The 15,400-nt window shown below is 34.5% G+C and carries 19 protein-coding genes; 15 read left to right on the forward strand and 4 right to left on the reverse strand.

Going from position 1 to position 15,400, the window contains the following annotated elements; translation table 11 throughout:
- The 3 genes from Q0W04_RS09445 to Q0W04_RS09455 all read left to right on the forward strand — a co-directional run.
- Positions 1–1,115 (forward strand): Ig-like domain-containing protein (locus tag Q0W04_RS09445; protein ID WP_298502550.1); only part of this gene is annotated, 1,115 nt, incomplete at its 5' end.
- 336 nt (positions 1,116–1,451) lie between these two features.
- Positions 1,452–2,090, forward strand: coding sequence for a YitT family protein (locus Q0W04_RS09450; protein WP_298502553.1), 639 nt, complete (start codon positions 1,452–1,454; stop codon positions 2,088–2,090).
- A 40-nt stretch (positions 2,091–2,130) separates the two neighbouring features.
- On the forward strand, positions 2,131–2,571 hold the full coding sequence (locus tag Q0W04_RS09455) for a hypothetical protein (protein WP_298502558.1): 441 nt from the start codon (positions 2,131–2,133) through the stop codon (positions 2,569–2,571).
- A gap of 13 nt (positions 2,572–2,584) precedes the next feature.
- Here Q0W04_RS09455 and Q0W04_RS09460 read toward each other — a convergent pair whose 3' ends face one another.
- The 3 genes from Q0W04_RS09460 to Q0W04_RS09470 are packed head-to-tail and all read right to left on the reverse strand — an operon-like array spanning position 2,585 to position 4,387.
- Positions 2,585–3,229, reverse strand: coding sequence for a hypothetical protein (locus Q0W04_RS09460; protein ID WP_298502563.1), 645 nt, complete (start codon positions 3,227–3,229; stop codon positions 2,585–2,587).
- Positions 3,230–3,280: 51 nt separating this feature from the next.
- Positions 3,281–3,808 carry a TIGR00730 family Rossman fold protein gene (locus Q0W04_RS09465; RefSeq protein ID WP_298502566.1) on the reverse strand — a complete coding sequence of 176 codons (528 nt, stop codon included), beginning with the start codon at positions 3,806–3,808 and terminating at the stop codon, positions 3,281–3,283.
- Between the two features lie 9 nt (positions 3,809–3,817).
- The gene (locus Q0W04_RS09470) at positions 3,818–4,387 is read right to left on the reverse strand and encodes a DUF2115 domain-containing protein (RefSeq protein ID WP_298502569.1); all 570 of its coding nucleotides are present in this window, start codon (positions 4,385–4,387) and stop codon (positions 3,818–3,820) included.
- Between the two features lie 54 nt (positions 4,388–4,441).
- Here Q0W04_RS09470 and Q0W04_RS09475 point away from each other — a divergent pair, with 54 nt between their 5' ends.
- The 11 genes from Q0W04_RS09475 (at position 4,442) to Q0W04_RS09525 (ending at position 13,403) form a co-directional block, all read left to right on the forward strand.
- Complete coding sequence (locus Q0W04_RS09475) at positions 4,442–5,089, forward strand: hypothetical protein (RefSeq protein WP_298502572.1); 648 nt, start codon at positions 4,442–4,444, stop codon at positions 5,087–5,089.
- A gap of 55 nt (positions 5,090–5,144) precedes the next feature.
- On the forward strand, positions 5,145–5,612 hold the full coding sequence (locus tag Q0W04_RS09480; protein ID WP_298502575.1) for a hypothetical protein: 468 nt from the start codon (positions 5,145–5,147) through the stop codon (positions 5,610–5,612).
- 106 nt (positions 5,613–5,718) lie between these two features.
- The gene (gene nikR / locus Q0W04_RS09485) at positions 5,719–6,168 is read left to right on the forward strand and encodes a nickel-responsive transcriptional regulator NikR (protein WP_298502577.1); all 450 of its coding nucleotides are present in this window, start codon (positions 5,719–5,721) and stop codon (positions 6,166–6,168) included.
- Positions 6,169–6,224: 56 nt separating this feature from the next.
- Positions 6,225–6,959: a methyltransferase domain-containing protein gene (locus tag Q0W04_RS09490; RefSeq protein ID WP_298502580.1), complete on the forward strand. Its 735-nt coding sequence runs from the start codon at positions 6,225–6,227 to the stop codon at positions 6,957–6,959.
- Between the two features lie 5 nt (positions 6,960–6,964).
- Complete coding sequence (hycI, locus tag Q0W04_RS09495; protein WP_298502583.1) at positions 6,965–7,447, forward strand: hydrogenase maturation peptidase HycI; 483 nt, start codon at positions 6,965–6,967, stop codon at positions 7,445–7,447.
- A complete protein-coding gene (locus Q0W04_RS09500; RefSeq protein ID WP_298502586.1) occupies positions 7,444–8,538 on the forward strand; it encodes an acetyl-CoA carboxylase biotin carboxylase subunit family protein in 1,095 nt (364 codons plus the stop codon). The genes hycI and Q0W04_RS09500 overlap by 4 nt, the downstream gene beginning before the upstream one ends.
- Positions 8,539–8,602: 64 nt before the next feature.
- Positions 8,603–9,685, forward strand: a complete 1,083-nt coding sequence (locus Q0W04_RS09505; RefSeq protein ID WP_298502588.1) for a glycosyltransferase family 4 protein — start codon at positions 8,603–8,605, stop codon at positions 9,683–9,685.
- A gap of 20 nt (positions 9,686–9,705) precedes the next feature.
- Complete coding sequence (locus Q0W04_RS09510) at positions 9,706–11,136, forward strand: Mur ligase family protein (protein ID WP_298502590.1); 1,431 nt, start codon at positions 9,706–9,708, stop codon at positions 11,134–11,136.
- 81 nt (positions 11,137–11,217) lie between these two features.
- Positions 11,218–11,652, forward strand: coding sequence for a hypothetical protein (locus Q0W04_RS09515; protein WP_298502591.1), 435 nt, complete (start codon positions 11,218–11,220; stop codon positions 11,650–11,652).
- A 61-nt stretch (positions 11,653–11,713) separates the two neighbouring features.
- Complete coding sequence (locus Q0W04_RS09520; protein ID WP_298502597.1) at positions 11,714–12,931, forward strand: hypothetical protein; 1,218 nt, start codon at positions 11,714–11,716, stop codon at positions 12,929–12,931.
- Between the two features lie 37 nt (positions 12,932–12,968).
- Positions 12,969–13,403 carry a DUF356 domain-containing protein gene (locus Q0W04_RS09525; RefSeq protein WP_298502593.1) on the forward strand — a complete coding sequence of 145 codons (435 nt, stop codon included), beginning with the start codon at positions 12,969–12,971 and terminating at the stop codon, positions 13,401–13,403.
- Here the strand turns inward: Q0W04_RS09525 and Q0W04_RS09530 are convergent, their stop codons facing one another.
- Positions 13,404–13,892, reverse strand: coding sequence for a multiprotein bridging factor aMBF1 (locus Q0W04_RS09530; protein ID WP_298502595.1), 489 nt, complete (start codon positions 13,890–13,892; stop codon positions 13,404–13,406). It lies immediately after the preceding gene.
- Positions 13,893–14,074: 182 nt separating this feature from the next.
- Between Q0W04_RS09530 and Q0W04_RS09535 the strand changes: the two genes are divergently transcribed.
- A complete protein-coding gene (locus Q0W04_RS09535) occupies positions 14,075–15,313 on the forward strand; it encodes a proteasome-activating nucleotidase (RefSeq protein WP_298502599.1) in 1,239 nt (412 codons plus the stop codon).
- Positions 15,314–15,400 lie beyond the last annotated feature (87 nt).

Consider the following 15,400-nt stretch of genomic DNA (forward strand, 5'->3'; position numbering starts at 1 on the left):
ACGGTACTCTTGATATTTCTGGTTTGTTGAATGGTACTGGAATTAGCTTTGGTAACGGTACTCTTGATATTTCTGGTTTGTTGAATGGTACTGGAATTAGCTTTGGTAATGGTACAATTGATTTATCTGGTTTGTTTAATTGGGCTGATTTTGATTTGTCTGGTTTGTTTAATTGGACTGGTTTTAATTTAACTGATTTTGACTTGTCTGGTCTGTCAGATCTTATAGATAAAATATTCCACAATAATTCAACAGTTCCTGTTGCAAGCAAATTCACTAACATTGTAATCGGAATGGGCAATATCAGTGCAGTTTTAATGGATGCTGACGGTCATGCAATTGCAAACGCTCCAATATCTTATAAAATAAATGGTGTAGAATCAGAAGCTACTACAGATTCTAATGGTGCTTTTGTTATAATGTTAGATAAGAATGCTGTGGTTGATATTATTTATGCGGGCATGAATCAAATGCACCAACTAAACATTACAATTACAGCAAACACTGTTGTACCTGTAAGAAGCGCTACTGTTATTGAAGGTAACAACTACACACAAAAGGCCATTGAATACAACTCCGGCGAAAGGGGAGGAAACTTTACCGTTCAACTCAAAGATGCCAGTGGAAAGGTACTTGCAAATAAATTGGTATTGATCGGTTACAATGGTAAAATACTTGAAAGAACTACTGACAGTAACGGTTATGCAAGTGTTCAAATCAACTTAGTTGCTGAAAACAGATTGACATTTGCTGTAACATTCCTTGGGGATGATAACTATAATGCAACCATGTCAGTATACCTCATTACTATAGTTAAAAAACCGGTAACAATGAAAGCTGATGCAAAAACATTCAAAGCATCTGCAAAAACCAAATCATACACAGTTACTTTAAGCACAGTAAAAGGTGTAGATGGTAAAACATACTTTGCTGCAGGTAAAAAAGTCACACTAAAAGTTAATGGAAAAACTTACACAGCAAAAACCAATGCTAAAGGTCAAGCAACATTTAAACTTGATATAACCAAAAAAGGTAAATATACTGCTAACATTAACTATGCTGGTGACAACACTTATAAATCTGTAAGCAAATCTGCAAAAATAACAATTAACTAGTGAGATTAATTTTTTCTCACTACTCTTTTTATTTTTTAATATTGACTGATTTTTCATATTTCTATGTCCTACTGAATAATTCATTTTCCTGTTAAAATAATCACTTGTTTTTGTTTTAGTTTTAATTTTATGGATTGTCTTTTACATTAACAACTGTCTTTTTACATTTCAAAACTGTTTTTTAAAAGGGATATATATCAAAGCTTTTTAAAAAGTAAATTTCAAAAAGTTAAATGTGGATGTTAATGTTTTTAGGAAAGTGTGGGTGAAAATTACAGTGAAATCAATTTGAAATTTTGGAAAATTATTTAACATTTTTGTCATATAATTTAACTTATGGAGCTAAAAAAATTCAATAGATATGCAATTTATATTTTCTCTCTTTTTTTGATATCCTTGGGCGCTGCATTATCTATTAAAGCAAATTTGGGAACCGCTCCGTTAATATCAATTCCTTATGTTTGCAGTTTAATATCAAAATTGAGTGTTGGGACTGTTACATTTATTTTTAATGTAATTCTGATTTCAATACAGATTATTCTTCTTAGAAGAGATTTTGAAAAAAGGCAACTGCTGCAAATAGTGATGGGGACAATATTTTCTGTCTGCATTGATTTTTCATTGATGCTGGTTAGTTTTGTTAATCCTGTCGATTACCTCTCACAAATGGTTGTGCTGTTGGTCAGTTGTGTGGTTATTGCATTTGGAGTTTTGCTGGAAGTCAAAACGGAAGTTGTTTATTTGCCGGCAGATGGATTCATCTATGCAATATCAAAAGTTTCAAAAAGGGAATTTGCAAAAGTAAAGCCTTATATAGACACATCAATGGTTATAACTGCTGCAGTGTTGTCAATTGTATTTTTAGGTTATCTGGCAGGGGTTCGTGAAGGTACTGTAATCTCTGCAATAATTATCGGACCGATAGTCAGCATATTGAAGAACCGTCTTGATTCATCAATTGATAATTTAATTTAAATATTTAAATGGATATATAATTATTTTAGGAGATAATAGAATGTTTAAAAAAATTGTAGTTTTTTTATTTTTAAGTTTAATAATGATTAGTGCTGTTTCAGCAATTGAATCAACTGATTTTCAGGTACCTGCTAATTTTAAGGATGTCGGTGATGGGGTTTATGTGTTATATGATTCTTCAAAAGAGCCTTTGCAGATTTTGTCTGTAGTCGAACACACCGAGCACGATGCAGATGATTACATAACAAACGACACAGAAAACAAATACACTGTGTTTGAAGTTGGAAATAATACATATAATTTCATTGATGAAAGCATCGGAGAGAAAGGAACCTTTGAACTAATTGAAGTTGACGGAGTTAAATTTATCATTGACTTTGCAAAAAGAGGAATAGATGATAAAAATGACTTTAGCGAAACTTTCAACAATCTAATGGAATTCAATAAGTTAAACAATGTTAATTCCACAGAATGGGTTTAATCCCATTTCTTTTTCATTTTAATACGATAGCTTTGTCAATCATTTCAATCATTATTTTATTTATCGGATTTTTCAATGATAATGGATGTTCTTTTGGCAAGCTTTCCTTTAAAGGCATTACCTTAAAGCTGGACATGCACAAATCAGTAGATCTGAGTGCCAAGTGGGTTTCATATTCTCCATTGATGATGTTTGTAACGATTCCCATATCGTCTGTTGGTTTTGGTCCGGATATTCCCTCTTCGGCATAAATCTTGAATTTTTTAACGCTGTCTGCTGAAATAAATGAATATTGCATCATGTATTCGTATTCATCTTCATCAAGGTCATAATCATCATATTCAATTATTTCTGAACATTCCTCTTCAGGTATGTTTAAATTGGGACTGCAATAAGAAAGTGAAATGTAAACGCCATCCAAATCGAGTGCTTTGGAAATGATGTCGTAATAGAGATTATCTAAAGGTTGTGATGAATATCTGTCGCCCAACACTTCAGGAACGGTATGTGTAGTTCCTCCGTATTCAAGGACTGTACAATAAAAATGTTTTTCTCCAAGATAACCTGCAGTAGTTGCTTTTTCAATTGTTTTTTTAATGTCAATGTCTGCAGTTTCAAGTTTTTGGGCTATTTTCAAAGCTTTAATGTCACTAATCATTTAATCCCTCTTGTTTTTTAAATAGTCAAATCACCAACATATTCCGCAGCATCATCTCAAATATTTGAAAATATCTTCAATTGTGTTTGCGGTTTTAAAGAGGTCTTCCTGTTTGTAAAGAAAACCTTTTTTACCCATTTCATCAATCATCTCAAGCATTTTATCAAAAAAGTGACCAATATTAAAGACAATAATCTCTTTGTTGTGTTGTTTTAGTTTTTTAAGTGTAATGATTTCAAAGAATTCATCCAATGTGCCTATGCCTCCGGGAGATATGATAAAAACATCTGAATTTTTTACAAATTCTGCCTTTCTCTCATCCATCGTGTCAACATATATGAATTCGCTGCAATGTTCACATAACGGTTCAAATCCGCCAATCCACTCAGGTGCGATTCCAATTGTTTTGCCGTTATTGTCATGGACTCCTCTGGCACATGCTCCCATCATTCCTGTATCTCCACCGCCGAACACCAAAGTATGTCCTTGCCTGGCCATTTCACATCCCAGTTCATATGCTAAATCAGTATAAGTTTTGTCTATTTTTCTACTTCCTGAACCGTATAAGCAAATATTCATGTTTTACCTCTAGATATCTGGTGTTTGCTCTGCAAGGCATAAATGGCAAATTGCATTGACATTATCTTTCTGATTGTCTTTTACAGGGCATAAAAATTTGCCGTTTCTATTTTCAACTTTTAAATTTCCTGGAAACTCACTTCCAACCGGATGAATCGGTTCTTCCAGAATGAATGTTGTGTATAATGATGTTATCACATAGATTAATGGGAATTTGCCATCATTTTCATCGAGTTTTTCTTTTTCAAATGTCCTCTCAAGCATAGGAAAACAGTCATCATAGGCAGTTTTGTCGATGTTTGCATCAACATAGTAATCATTCTGCAGGACTTCCTTCATGCGCAATAGAAAATATTTAATATAAATCTCCAGATATTTTTCCCGATAATTTGCATGAACGAATTCACCATCTTTTCTCATATGTGCTGAAACCATCATCAAATCATATACTGAAATTGTTGCAGCATATTCCTTGAGTATTTTCATAAGTTCAGACTTTTTAATGTTTTTCTGTGGAGTTAATTCTTTTAGGTCTGTCAAGATGTCTTCAGCTTCCATGGTTTTTAATATAAATTTCATGATTAATATAAATTTATTACTGAGGTAATCCAAACAAATAATGGGGAAGTTATTATGAACGATGAGTTTATGGAGATTTCAAAAGAAGAGATAGAAAGCATTGATTTTGCATTGAAAATGAATGCCGATTACAAATTAAAAAATTCTAAATTTACACTCAAGCAATTTATGAAGGCTAAAGATATCGTAATAATTCAATATGTTGCTAATGTTGAAAATGAATTGGTTTTCAATACAAAAGAGGAAAATGGAAAGTATTACATCTCAAGCACTTTTGATTTGTTTAAGGATGCTATTCTGACAGGAAATGTTTCAAGGGATGTTTTCCAGTCAGTCAGCGAATATTTCCATAATATTATTGAAAACGATGATGATGTTGATTTTTCAGAAATGGAAGATGAACTTATAAACTTTTTACTTTTGACAGAGGATTATGAGGAAGAAAAGCTGAGAACAGACTTGGATCCTGTAAAAATTCGCCGGGAATATAAAAATGACTATGATAAAATTTATGGTGATGAGTCACTTAATAGGGTTCAAAAAAGTTTAGCATTAAAGGAATTGGTTCATATGTCCATCTGTCAGGTCGTTGATGACATTGATTTGTTTTTCACAAGGCCTTTTGACTTGACTCCCGAAGAAAATGCCGAAAAAAACAGGCAGGAAGCGAAGGCATTGGAAAATGAACTGCAGTTGGGATAACATATTAATAATATAATGATTAAAAATATTATTATAAAAATTCATTGATGATTATATGATTACCATTACTAAAAATGAAGAGGTTGTACTGGACCAGATTAAGATATTCAATGTTGAATATCCTGAAGGAATTCCTTTAGGAGTCTTGAGAAAGGAATTGGGTTTTCATGAGTATGACCTTGTTCAGATTTTGGAAGAGCTTGATGCTAAAGGTTTAGTTGTATTCAAGGACAATAAAACTAACTTGTCTGAACATGAAAAGGAAATCAACACTGTTAATTCTAAAAAGGATGTTGAAGAATTAGAATTGAACATGAAGGAAAAGGAATCATATGAATTAATTCGGGATTTGGTTGATGACAAGAATCTTATATCTAAATATACTCTTGAAGGTCATTTGTTGTATGGGGATTTGAAACTCACTAATTTTAGAATGTATCATATCATTTTATCCCTGCAGAATAAGGGGCTTTTAAAAACAATCGCCAAGGATGACGGGGAATATTATCTCCTTGTGGACTGATATATTTTATTTCAGTAGTAATATTTTTTTTCAATTTAATCATAACATTTAAATAAGTTAATTAATATAATTACAATTAATAAATTTATATTTTGAGTGTTTATTTATGATGAGAATAAGTATGTCATTACCAAAAAAATTATTATCAGATTTTGATGAGGTATTAAAAGAGAGGGGATATCAGTCACGTTCAAAAGGAATTCGTGATGCTCTTCAGGATTATATTGTAAGATACCAATGGATGAATTCCATGGAAGGTCAAAGAATTGGTATTGTAACAATCATCTATGATCATCATTATACTGGAGTAATGGAAAATTTAGCAGAAATTCAGCACAGCTTTAGAAATGAAATTAACACTAGTATGCATATTCACATGACAGATAAATACTGTATGGAAATCGTTGTTGTAAATGGGGATATTGCAGAAATCAGAGACTTGACAGAAAGGATTATGAGGCTTAAAGGTGTTGAACACGTAAAACTCACAAGTACTGCAAACGGAGAAGATTTTAATGAACCTGGTCATTCCCATGACCACGGACACCATCATTAATTCTTTAATTTCTTTTTTTTATGAAATTCAAAACCATAAAGTATCATTTTGATTTGTTGAATGATAAAGACAGATTGTCGGCTTTTTTTCAGGCAATTAAGGATTATGACGGCAAAACTAGTCTGGCATGTGATTTGGGATGTGGAAGCGGAATCCTATCTTATTTTTTAAGCCAATATTTTGATGAGATAATCTCTCTTGAAATGGATAGTTCGGCATATAAATGCGCTCGAGAAAACCTGGCTGATTTTGACAATGTTAAAGTCGTAAACTGTGATGTATTGGATTATGAGTTTGACCGGGAAATCGATTTAATTGTGTGTGAGATGATGGACACTGCATTAATCGATGAGGAAGAAATTCCTGTCCTGAATCATGCAAGGAAATTTCTCAAAAAAGATGGAACAATAATCCCAAAAGGGATAATAAACTCATGTGAACTTGTAAATATGGAAAGGGATTATGTTCACTGGGATGAACATGCAAAATATGAAGTGTTTTCCGATGCTGTAATCTATTCTCAATTTGACCTGTTGGATGATATTGATTCTGAATTTGAAAGCACAATAACATTAACATCCAATAAGGACGGTTTTGTCAATGGATTGAAGATTACGACATTCACCTTGCTCAATGATGATTTGGTATGCGGTCCGACTCCTATGCTAAATCCTCCTTTGTTGATTCCATTGGAAAAACAATTGGTAAAAAGCAATGATTTAATAAATGTAAAATTAAAATATATTATGGGAAATGGGATTGAGAGTATCCAAACTGATATTTTAAGGTGAAAGAAATGACTTTTGAATCTCAATTAAGTAATTTTTTAAATGGTTTTGAAAAGTTAATAGTATTGGGTGTCGGCAACGAGCTTAAATGTGATGACGGTGTTGGACCTTATATAATTAAGAGATTAAAAGAACAAAACATTGAAAACAACAATATCATGTTCATTGATTCTCAAACAGTTCCTGAAAATTTTACAGGTAAAATCCGAAAGGAAAATCCGTCCCATCTGATAATTGTGGACGCATGCCTGATGGGCTGCGAACCTGGAGAAGTGAAAATAGTAAACAGATATGATTTTGCAAGCATTGGAATCTCAACCCATTCGATGTCCCTATCATTTTTTGTCAAATTCCTGGAAAAGGATAGTGATATTAGAATAATTTTTGTAGGAATCGAGCCGGAATCCATGGATTATGCGGATAACCCTACAGAAGTGGTTGAAAAAGCAGCAAATGAATTTATAAACATATTAAAGGGAATTATAGCATGAAAATTTTATTTATCGGTTCAAGATTATATGATGACATTGATTGGTATGTAAGAAGCAAGGGCATAGAAAGTGTTCTTACAGAATCAAATGAGGAAGCTATCAATTTGGATTTGCCTGATCAGGTATTTATTGTTCCTAGGGGTATGGACGGTCCAAAACAGGTTGCATTAATGCAGAATGTGGATGCAATTGTACCTTTGATTGGGATAGACCCTCCTTTGATAGATGTTGCACACATGAAAGAGGAAGTTGAGTCTGAATACAATATTCCGGTTATTGCCGCAGGAGTAAATGCTGTTGAGCTTACTTCAAATAAGATTAATACTAAAGAGTTTTACTCACAAATCGGTGTTGTAACTCCGAATTATCAAATCCTAAACAGTCCCGGAGAACTTGAACTTGAATTTCCTGTTGTCCTAAAGCAGGGTGAAGGTCAGGGAGGTAAAGATATTAAAATCGCAAGATCCATCAAGGATGTCGAGGAATACTTCCAGGAATTTGACCAGGCGTTATGTGAGGAATTCATTGAAGGATCTGAAATATCAATTGAAGTTTTAGGTTTCAATGGCGAGTATGTTGCCCTGCCTCCAATTTATAAAGGTGAAACAACTCTTGAAGGAACCCATCCTTTAAATAAGGTCAAGACAGGTCCGTGCATGGTTGAAGGATTGGATAATAATTTGGTTCAGCACACTGCATATAAAGTGGCCAAAAATCTTGATTCCGACGGAATTTTTGAAATGGACTTCATGTACTCTAAGAAAAGAGATCAGCTATATGCCATTGAAGTAAATACAAGACCTAATGGTACCAGATATTTGACAACAGCTACCTGTGGAGTCAACTCATTATGTGAACTGGTTAATATGGCAATAGGTGAGTTTTCTCTAGCTAATATCAGTGATAAATTACAATATTATTACTCAACTGAAATTCCTATTGGCGATTATGAAGGTCTTTCTCCAAAAGAGCCTGTAAAATCTTTTGAAGATAATGATTTTGTTGTTCATGGTCCTGAAGGATATCAGAGGGTTACTGCAAGGGCAAAATCAAAAGAAGAACTTGAAAAATTAGTTGATAAGTTAACTTGAATCTGTGTTATAAGTTATAATTATATAGTATTACCAATAGATATTTTATTAGTTTAAAATATTATTGTGTGGTAAAATGAATAATACAGATATGTTAATTCTTTTTTTAGTAACATTATGTGCTACAATATTCTTTACATGGTATGTTAAAAGAATATTGCTCAAAGCAAGGATTGCGGATAATCCTATAGTTAGTGAACATAGACATAAAAGCGGTACTCCTACAATGGGTGGTATTGCATTTTTATTTACAATTTCTTTAATTATTTCCTTATACTATCATAACACTCCGATTTTAATATTGTCATTTATCATGCTTGCAGGTGGAATTGTTGGTTTGGTTGATGATTTAATTGGTCTTAAAGTCAAGGAAATTCAAAAAATCGTTGTTAATACTTCAGATGAAGTAATCGCTTTGGGAAGATTGGATGTTGAACCGGGTGAGGAAGTTCGTGTTGCAACTCCAAAAGCAAAGGCTGAAGTTGATGACCTGTTAAAAGCGGGAAAAGTTGAAGTAATCGGTGAGGTTCCAATCAAGACAGAACCTGAAGAGTTGGAAAAAATCATATGCCAAATTGTTTTAGGATTATTTTTAGGATTGACTGGAGTTGGAGTGTCATTGGGAGGATTTCAATTAGGTCTATTGGCTATTCCTGTTGTAATCATAGCTGTTCTGGGTTGTATCAATTCAGTTAATTTAATCGATGGTATGGATGGTCTTGCAGCGGGAATTGTGGCAATTGCATCCATTGCATGTTGCGCATACGGTTATTTGTTTGGACCTGTAACAATTATGCCTCCGTTTTTAATTTTGGCAGGATTATGTTTAGGATTCTTGGTATTCAACAAACACCCTGCTTCAATATTTATGGGTGATACAGGATCATTTGTATTGGGTACCGGATATGCCGCAGCTGTAATCATAACTGATTTGCCTTACTTTGGAGTTCTTGCATTGGGTGTTCCTATTGTTTCAGTTGTTGTTAGTTTACTTCACAGGGCACATATCATTAAATTGCCTGTTGAGCCGCTGCACCACACATTAAATCACTACGGCATGTCTGAAACAAAAATTGTATTGAGCTATTGGGCAATTACTGCAGTATTATGCATTATAGGCATTCTTGCTAAAATGTACATATTTTAATATTTATTTGGGGTGATAAGATGAATATTCAAGATTTGGCAAAATCCATTCATGGGGAACTCATAGGCAACGATGACTTTTTCTCCATTGACGGCTTTACTGGAAAATTTACTTTTTTAAATGATTCTCATACTGGTGATATCGTAATCAGACATTGGATAAATGCAACAGGTGTGGAGATAGCTTTCAATAAAAACATTGCATGTTTAATCACTCAAACTCCAAATGATGGAGCTATCGAAATGGCGGAAAGGTTGAATTTTCCACTGATAATTACTGACAAGGTGGAGCTGGCAAATGCATATGCACTTTCACACACAATAAATAAATATTCTCCAAATTCCACAAATGTTGTAATTACAGGAACCAATGGAAAATCCACCACTTCACATTTAATATATCATATCTTAAACAACGCAGGCTACCACGTACTTACAAATACAGACAGCGAATCGGAATTCAATACCCTGATTGATCCTATGGTTTCAAAACTGATTTCAGATGAAGTCATTGAAAATGGGGAGCTTGACTATCTGGTAATTGAAGTGTCTGAAGTTCAGGGATGGCTGGGAAATCTTATGGAAAATCATGCCGCATTGATGAGTGAGGCCATAAATCCCAAAGTTGGTGTTATAACCAATATTGCCATGGACCATATAGGTCTTGTAAATTCAATTGACGATGTATTTGATGAGATATCTACTGTACCGAAAGCCATTGGCGATGGCACCTGCATACTTAATCATGATGATGATTTGGTAATGAAATTGGATGCTAAAAATCCATTTTACACTTCCATGTCACCGATAAGTGATGAAAATGCAGTATACTATAATGGTGAGGGAATCGTATTCATGGATAAACTTATTTTAACCAATGATGAACTGCCTTTCAGAAGTGCTCATTTTATTCAAAATATCCTCTCTGCAATCGGCGCAACAATTTCATTGGGATTGGATATTGACGTGATAACTGATGGTGTCAAATCTTATAAGGCTTTAAACAGACGCTTTGCAAAATTGAATGATGAACCATTGATTTTGGATGATTTTGCACATAATCCTGATGGTATTAAGGCAACAATTTCAGAGACAAAAAAATTGCTGGGCGATAATCGGACATTGCATGTTGTATGTGCAATCAGAGGTTCCAGAGGGGTTGAAATAAATCAGTTGAATGTGGACGCTCTTGTCCAATCCATGGATGACAGCATTGATTTGATTTTATCTTCAAGTAATGATGTTGTAAATGATTTGAATTTTGTTGAAGATGATGAAAGGGAAGTCTTTTTCAAAACTTTAAATGAAAACAACGTTGAATTTACCCATTATGACAATTTAAGGGATTGTTTAAGCGAAACTTATAAGAAAGCAGATAAAAAAGACATCATTTTGCTCATTGGAGCACAGGGAATGGATCCTGCAGAGTCACTTTTGAATGACATTATATAAATTTAAATATCATATTAACTTAATATAATAAATGTATAATTTATTCTTCAACAAGAATATGATATATAAGAGGATATAAACATGTTTATAAAGATTAGAAGAGACACATTAATTATTTTATTACTCGCATTTATGTTGATAGTTTGTGGTCGTTTAATTACTTATGTGGCTTTTGCATCTTCTGATGAGATTAACAATGGTATTCCGATTTCAGGAATCATCGTTAAGGGTAATGATATAGTTCCGGTGGATACCATTAGGGCAAATGTTATGCAAGCTGGTTTTAGGGATGGTAGTGTAATTTATGGTGATGTGTTAAAGACTTCTAAAAGAGAAGTTTCACTACAGGATGCCATTCAGACGGCTCAGGAATTCGCAACACAGTCTACGGTTCCAGGAACATCGCTAACGCCGATTACTGCAGCTGATGTTCAGGTAGATAAAAATACTGGTGTTGTAACAGTTACTGTTATTGAGGACTTTTCTTCGGTTGAACTGGAGAATAAAACTAGATAGGGGGTTTTGATGGATGAACTTGAATAGATTAAAAATTTCAATTGTCTTTTTGATAATATTATTGATGACAATGAGCAGTGTCGCTGCTACTTGTAACATTATCATCATCACTGACCCTACAGGCCAAGATCCTAACGGTGCGGCTGCCGGAAGTATGTCCTTTGCAGACAACATGTTCCAGTCCACATTTTTGATGTCAAAAAATAATCAGTTTGCCGTACTCTCCGGGGGTACTGGTAGTTCTGATACAAGGTTGGATTCTATTGTTGATGCTGTTGCCAGTTTGGAAAACAATGTTTCCGCAGCATCTGCCGCTTCAATTGCATCCGGTTACAAGGGGGCTCGTCTTCTTGTAGGTGGTCCAACAATGGGTGCTGCTATTGGGGGGTCCTTTGATGCATATGTAATTACTGTGGATGATGCTACAAATACCATTAAGGTTACTCCTTATAACAGTGGTGTGGCTACATTGCAGCCTGGTCAAAAAGGAGCTATTATTCACTTGAGGAATACCGAAGGAAATCCATTATACGGTACTGCGGACTATGTGAGAAAAGAAACTGCTATGAATATCGGTAAAATGATTCGTGATGGTTATCCTGCTACCACAATTCTTTCAGAGGCTATGGGTGAAGTAGCTAATGATTCCGGTGAAAAATATGGTGGTGGTGGAGTAAATCTCGTTTCTGGAATTTCTACAGGGGATATGTTTACTCCAAAAGATATGAACGAGACCGGTTATCCTATGGATGAGCAATACTCCAAAGTCTGTGACAACTGCGGTTGGGGTATGGGATATCCGGCATCTGAAGGTTATGACAGATGTCCAGTCTGTGATGGTGAGCTTAGAGTCGTTTACGCTTATGAGGCATTGGGTAATGCCTTGACGGTCAGCCCTAATTCGGTCAGTGTGTCGGTTTATGGAAGTGACAAGCAAGGTCTGGCTTCAACTACAAAAGAGATTGTAGAGGCTTCAGTTGACAAATATGGATATGATGCTTCAGCTATTGCAGGTTCCATCAATAGGGCTATTAATAACGGTATATTGATGGGTGTTGACCATGTTGAACCTAAAGATATCAACGTCAAACAAGGATCAAAAGCAGTTGGTGTTTATTACAATGCATTGCCGGGTGACAGGTCATCTCCTTCATGGGACTTACCGGTTGATGGAAACATCCTGAATATACTCGGAAGTATTCAGACTGCTGTCGGAATTATTCTGATATTGCTCGTTGTATTCAGAAGCAGACTGTTGAAATCTTTCCAAAACAGGTGATTTTCACCTTTTTTATTTTTTTTAGATAGTGATTATTATGGCATTAATTTTAATTAGAGGTGAAAGCAATTCGAAACTGCTCAGTGCAATAGCGGATATTGAAAGGCACGGTAATTTGAATTTGGTTACAAAACCATGCCAAATTGATGCGGAGTTTGCTGATTCTTTGGTTGAAGATATCTTAAAATCTCCTCTTAGGACAAAATCAAGTGTTGCAACTGCCTTTTTTGTAAATGAAGATCCTACATTAAGCATTATGCAAATTAAAAAAATTCATCCTCCGGCTCATGTTGTGGTTGTCAGTGATGAATATGACGGTTATGGTCAACTTCAAAAGTTATTGGATTCATCAAAGGATTTTCCAGGCTATCATTCGCATAAAGCCAAAAATGAAGGTATGATTGATTATAAGATTGTTGGTAAAAACAGGTATGTAAAAAATGAAAAATTAAATAGCTATCTTAAAAAATAGCTATTTCCTTTTGATTTTCATAATATTTCCCAAGGTTCTCTCACCTGAGGAAGTATTGATGAACTGGTTTAAGTCGACATTGTTTACTTCTTCTAGCAATTTGATGTTCAATGCTTTTTCTAATTTTTTTGTAAGTTTATTGTCAGGTGTCATTTTTCCGGTTTCAATTCTTGTTATTACTGAAACCCTTTCGTTGATTTTGCGACCCAAATCTTCCCTGGACCATCCTTTTGATTCTCTTGCTTTTCTGATTTCGTGGTTGAAATCCTCTATCAATTCTTCGGAAGGTTCGTCTCTTCGGGTGTAATTTCTTTTAGTTGTTTTTTTCTGCTGTTTATTTTTTTGTTGTACATATTTTGGTTTTGGAGGTGCTTTTTGGATTTTTCCAAGTTTTGAGCACTCTTTACAAACAACCATAACTGATCCTTCGATTTTTGCTCTGATTGGATTATGTTCAGGTACAGGTTTACCGCAAATTTCACATTCCATATAATCAGTTCCCCTTTTATTCTTTATATTTAATTATTTAAAATTCCTCATTAATAATTGTTAGTATGCTATAAAATGAATACCTTTAAATACTTTAAAATTACAAATTGTTATTAAAGTAATGTATATGAAATTTTATTATAAACTAACTGGAGATGAGTCACATGAATGATTTTGATGATTTGGAAAATTCTTCAAAAGAGCAATTGATTGATAAAGTGGAATCTTTACGAGAGGAGATAGATTCTTTAAGAGAAGAAAAATCCAAAGCTAAAAGCAACTTAATGTGGAAAGTTAGGAAATTGGAAAAGGATAAAGTCCTAATTGAAAATGAAAAAATCAGATTGGAAAGAGAAACCAAATCCCTTCGTTCCGAAGTGGACAGATTCAGGTCTCCACCTTTGGTATTGGCTACTATCACTGAAGTTTTAGATGACAATAGGATGACCGTTAAAAGTAGCACCGGACCTAGTTTCCTGGTTAATTATTCAAAATTCTTAGATGAAAAATTATTGGTGCCTGGTTCAAGAGTAGCACTCAATCAACAGACATTCGGTATTGTTGAAGTTCTGCCTTCTGAAAAGGATGCAAACGTTTCAGGAATGGAAATTGAAACAAAACCCGATATCACTTACGATAAAATTGGTGGTTTGGAAGAGCAAATTATTGAGGTTAAGGAAACCGTTGAATTGCCATTGACCGAACCGGAATTATTTGAAAAGGTAGGTATTGAACCTCCTAAAGGAATACTGTTATATGGTCCTCCTGGAACAGGTAAGACATTGCTTGCCAAGGCAGTGGCCAATGAAACCAATGCAACTTTCATTAAGATTGTAGCTTCCGAATTTGTTAAAAAATACATCGGTGAAGGTGCAAGACTTGTGCGTGAAGTATTTGAACTTGCAAAAGAAAAGGCACCTGCTATCATTTTCATAGATGAGCTGGATGCCGTTGCAGCCAAAAGACTTAAAAGTTCAACCAGCGGTGACAGGGAAGTTCAAAGAACATTGATGCAACTGCTTGCCGAACTTGACGGATTCGAATCCAGAGGAGACATTGGTATTATTGGTGCAACAAACAGACCGGATATCTTAGATCCTGCATTATTGCGTCCGGGTCGTTTCGACAGATTTATTGAAGTTCCACTTCCAAACATTGACGGAAGAAAGGAAATTCTTAAAATTCACACCAAAAACATGTCCTTGGATGAAGAGGCAGACCTTGACTTGCTCAGTGATTTGACTGACGGTCTTTCAGGTGCTGATTTAAAGGCAGTATGTACTGAAGCCGGTATGTTTGCAATCCGTGAAAAACGTGACAAGATTACTGTCGATGACTTTATGGATGCTATCGAAAAGGTCATGAGCAAAACCAAAGAAGAAGAAATATTTAACACCGAAGCAGGAGTAATGTTCGGTTAAATATATAATCATCATTCTTGTAAAATAAGCCGATGATGAACCCTATGAGCTCTGATATGTGATGAATGATGGGCGAGCTGAGGCTTA

The organism is uncultured Methanobrevibacter sp. (genome assembly GCF_947170395.1).
Classification (GTDB): domain Archaea; phylum Methanobacteriota; class Methanobacteria; order Methanobacteriales; family Methanobacteriaceae; genus Methanocatella.

Bases quoted from the DNA above. Each gene is read 5' to 3' on its own strand.
- Q0W04_RS09530 (WP_298502595.1), bottom strand. From the start codon at position 13,892: ATGGAATGTGAAATTTGCGGTAAACCTGTACCTGAACATAATCCAATC.
- Q0W04_RS09465 (WP_298502566.1), bottom strand. From the start codon at position 3,808: ATGAATATTTGCTTATACGGTTCAGGAAGTAGAAAAATAGACAAAACT.
- Q0W04_RS09470 (WP_298502569.1), bottom strand. From the start codon at position 4,387: ATGAAATTTATATTAAAAACCATGGAAGCTGAAGACATCTTGACAGAC.
- nikR (WP_298502577.1), top strand. From the start codon at position 5,719: ATGATGAGAATAAGTATGTCATTACCAAAAAAATTATTATCAGATTTT.
- hycI (WP_298502583.1), top strand. From the start codon at position 6,965: ATGACTTTTGAATCTCAATTAAGTAATTTTTTAAATGGTTTTGAAAAG.
- Q0W04_RS09510 (WP_298502590.1), top strand. From the start codon at position 9,706: ATGAATATTCAAGATTTGGCAAAATCCATTCATGGGGAACTCATAGGC.
- Q0W04_RS09460 (WP_298502563.1), bottom strand. From the start codon at position 3,229: ATGATTAGTGACATTAAAGCTTTGAAAATAGCCCAAAAACTTGAAACT.
- Q0W04_RS09515 (WP_298502591.1), top strand. From the start codon at position 11,218: ATGTTTATAAAGATTAGAAGAGACACATTAATTATTTTATTACTCGCA.
- Q0W04_RS09455 (WP_298502558.1), top strand. From the start codon at position 2,131: ATGTTTAAAAAAATTGTAGTTTTTTTATTTTTAAGTTTAATAATGATT.
- Q0W04_RS09500 (WP_298502586.1), top strand. From the start codon at position 7,444: ATGAAAATTTTATTTATCGGTTCAAGATTATATGATGACATTGATTGG.
- Q0W04_RS09450 (WP_298502553.1), top strand. From the start codon at position 1,452: ATGGAGCTAAAAAAATTCAATAGATATGCAATTTATATTTTCTCTCTT.
- Q0W04_RS09525 (WP_298502593.1), top strand. From the start codon at position 12,969: ATGGCATTAATTTTAATTAGAGGTGAAAGCAATTCGAAACTGCTCAGT.
- Q0W04_RS09480 (WP_298502575.1), top strand. From the start codon at position 5,145: ATGATTACCATTACTAAAAATGAAGAGGTTGTACTGGACCAGATTAAG.
- Q0W04_RS09475 (WP_298502572.1), top strand. From the start codon at position 4,442: ATGAACGATGAGTTTATGGAGATTTCAAAAGAAGAGATAGAAAGCATT.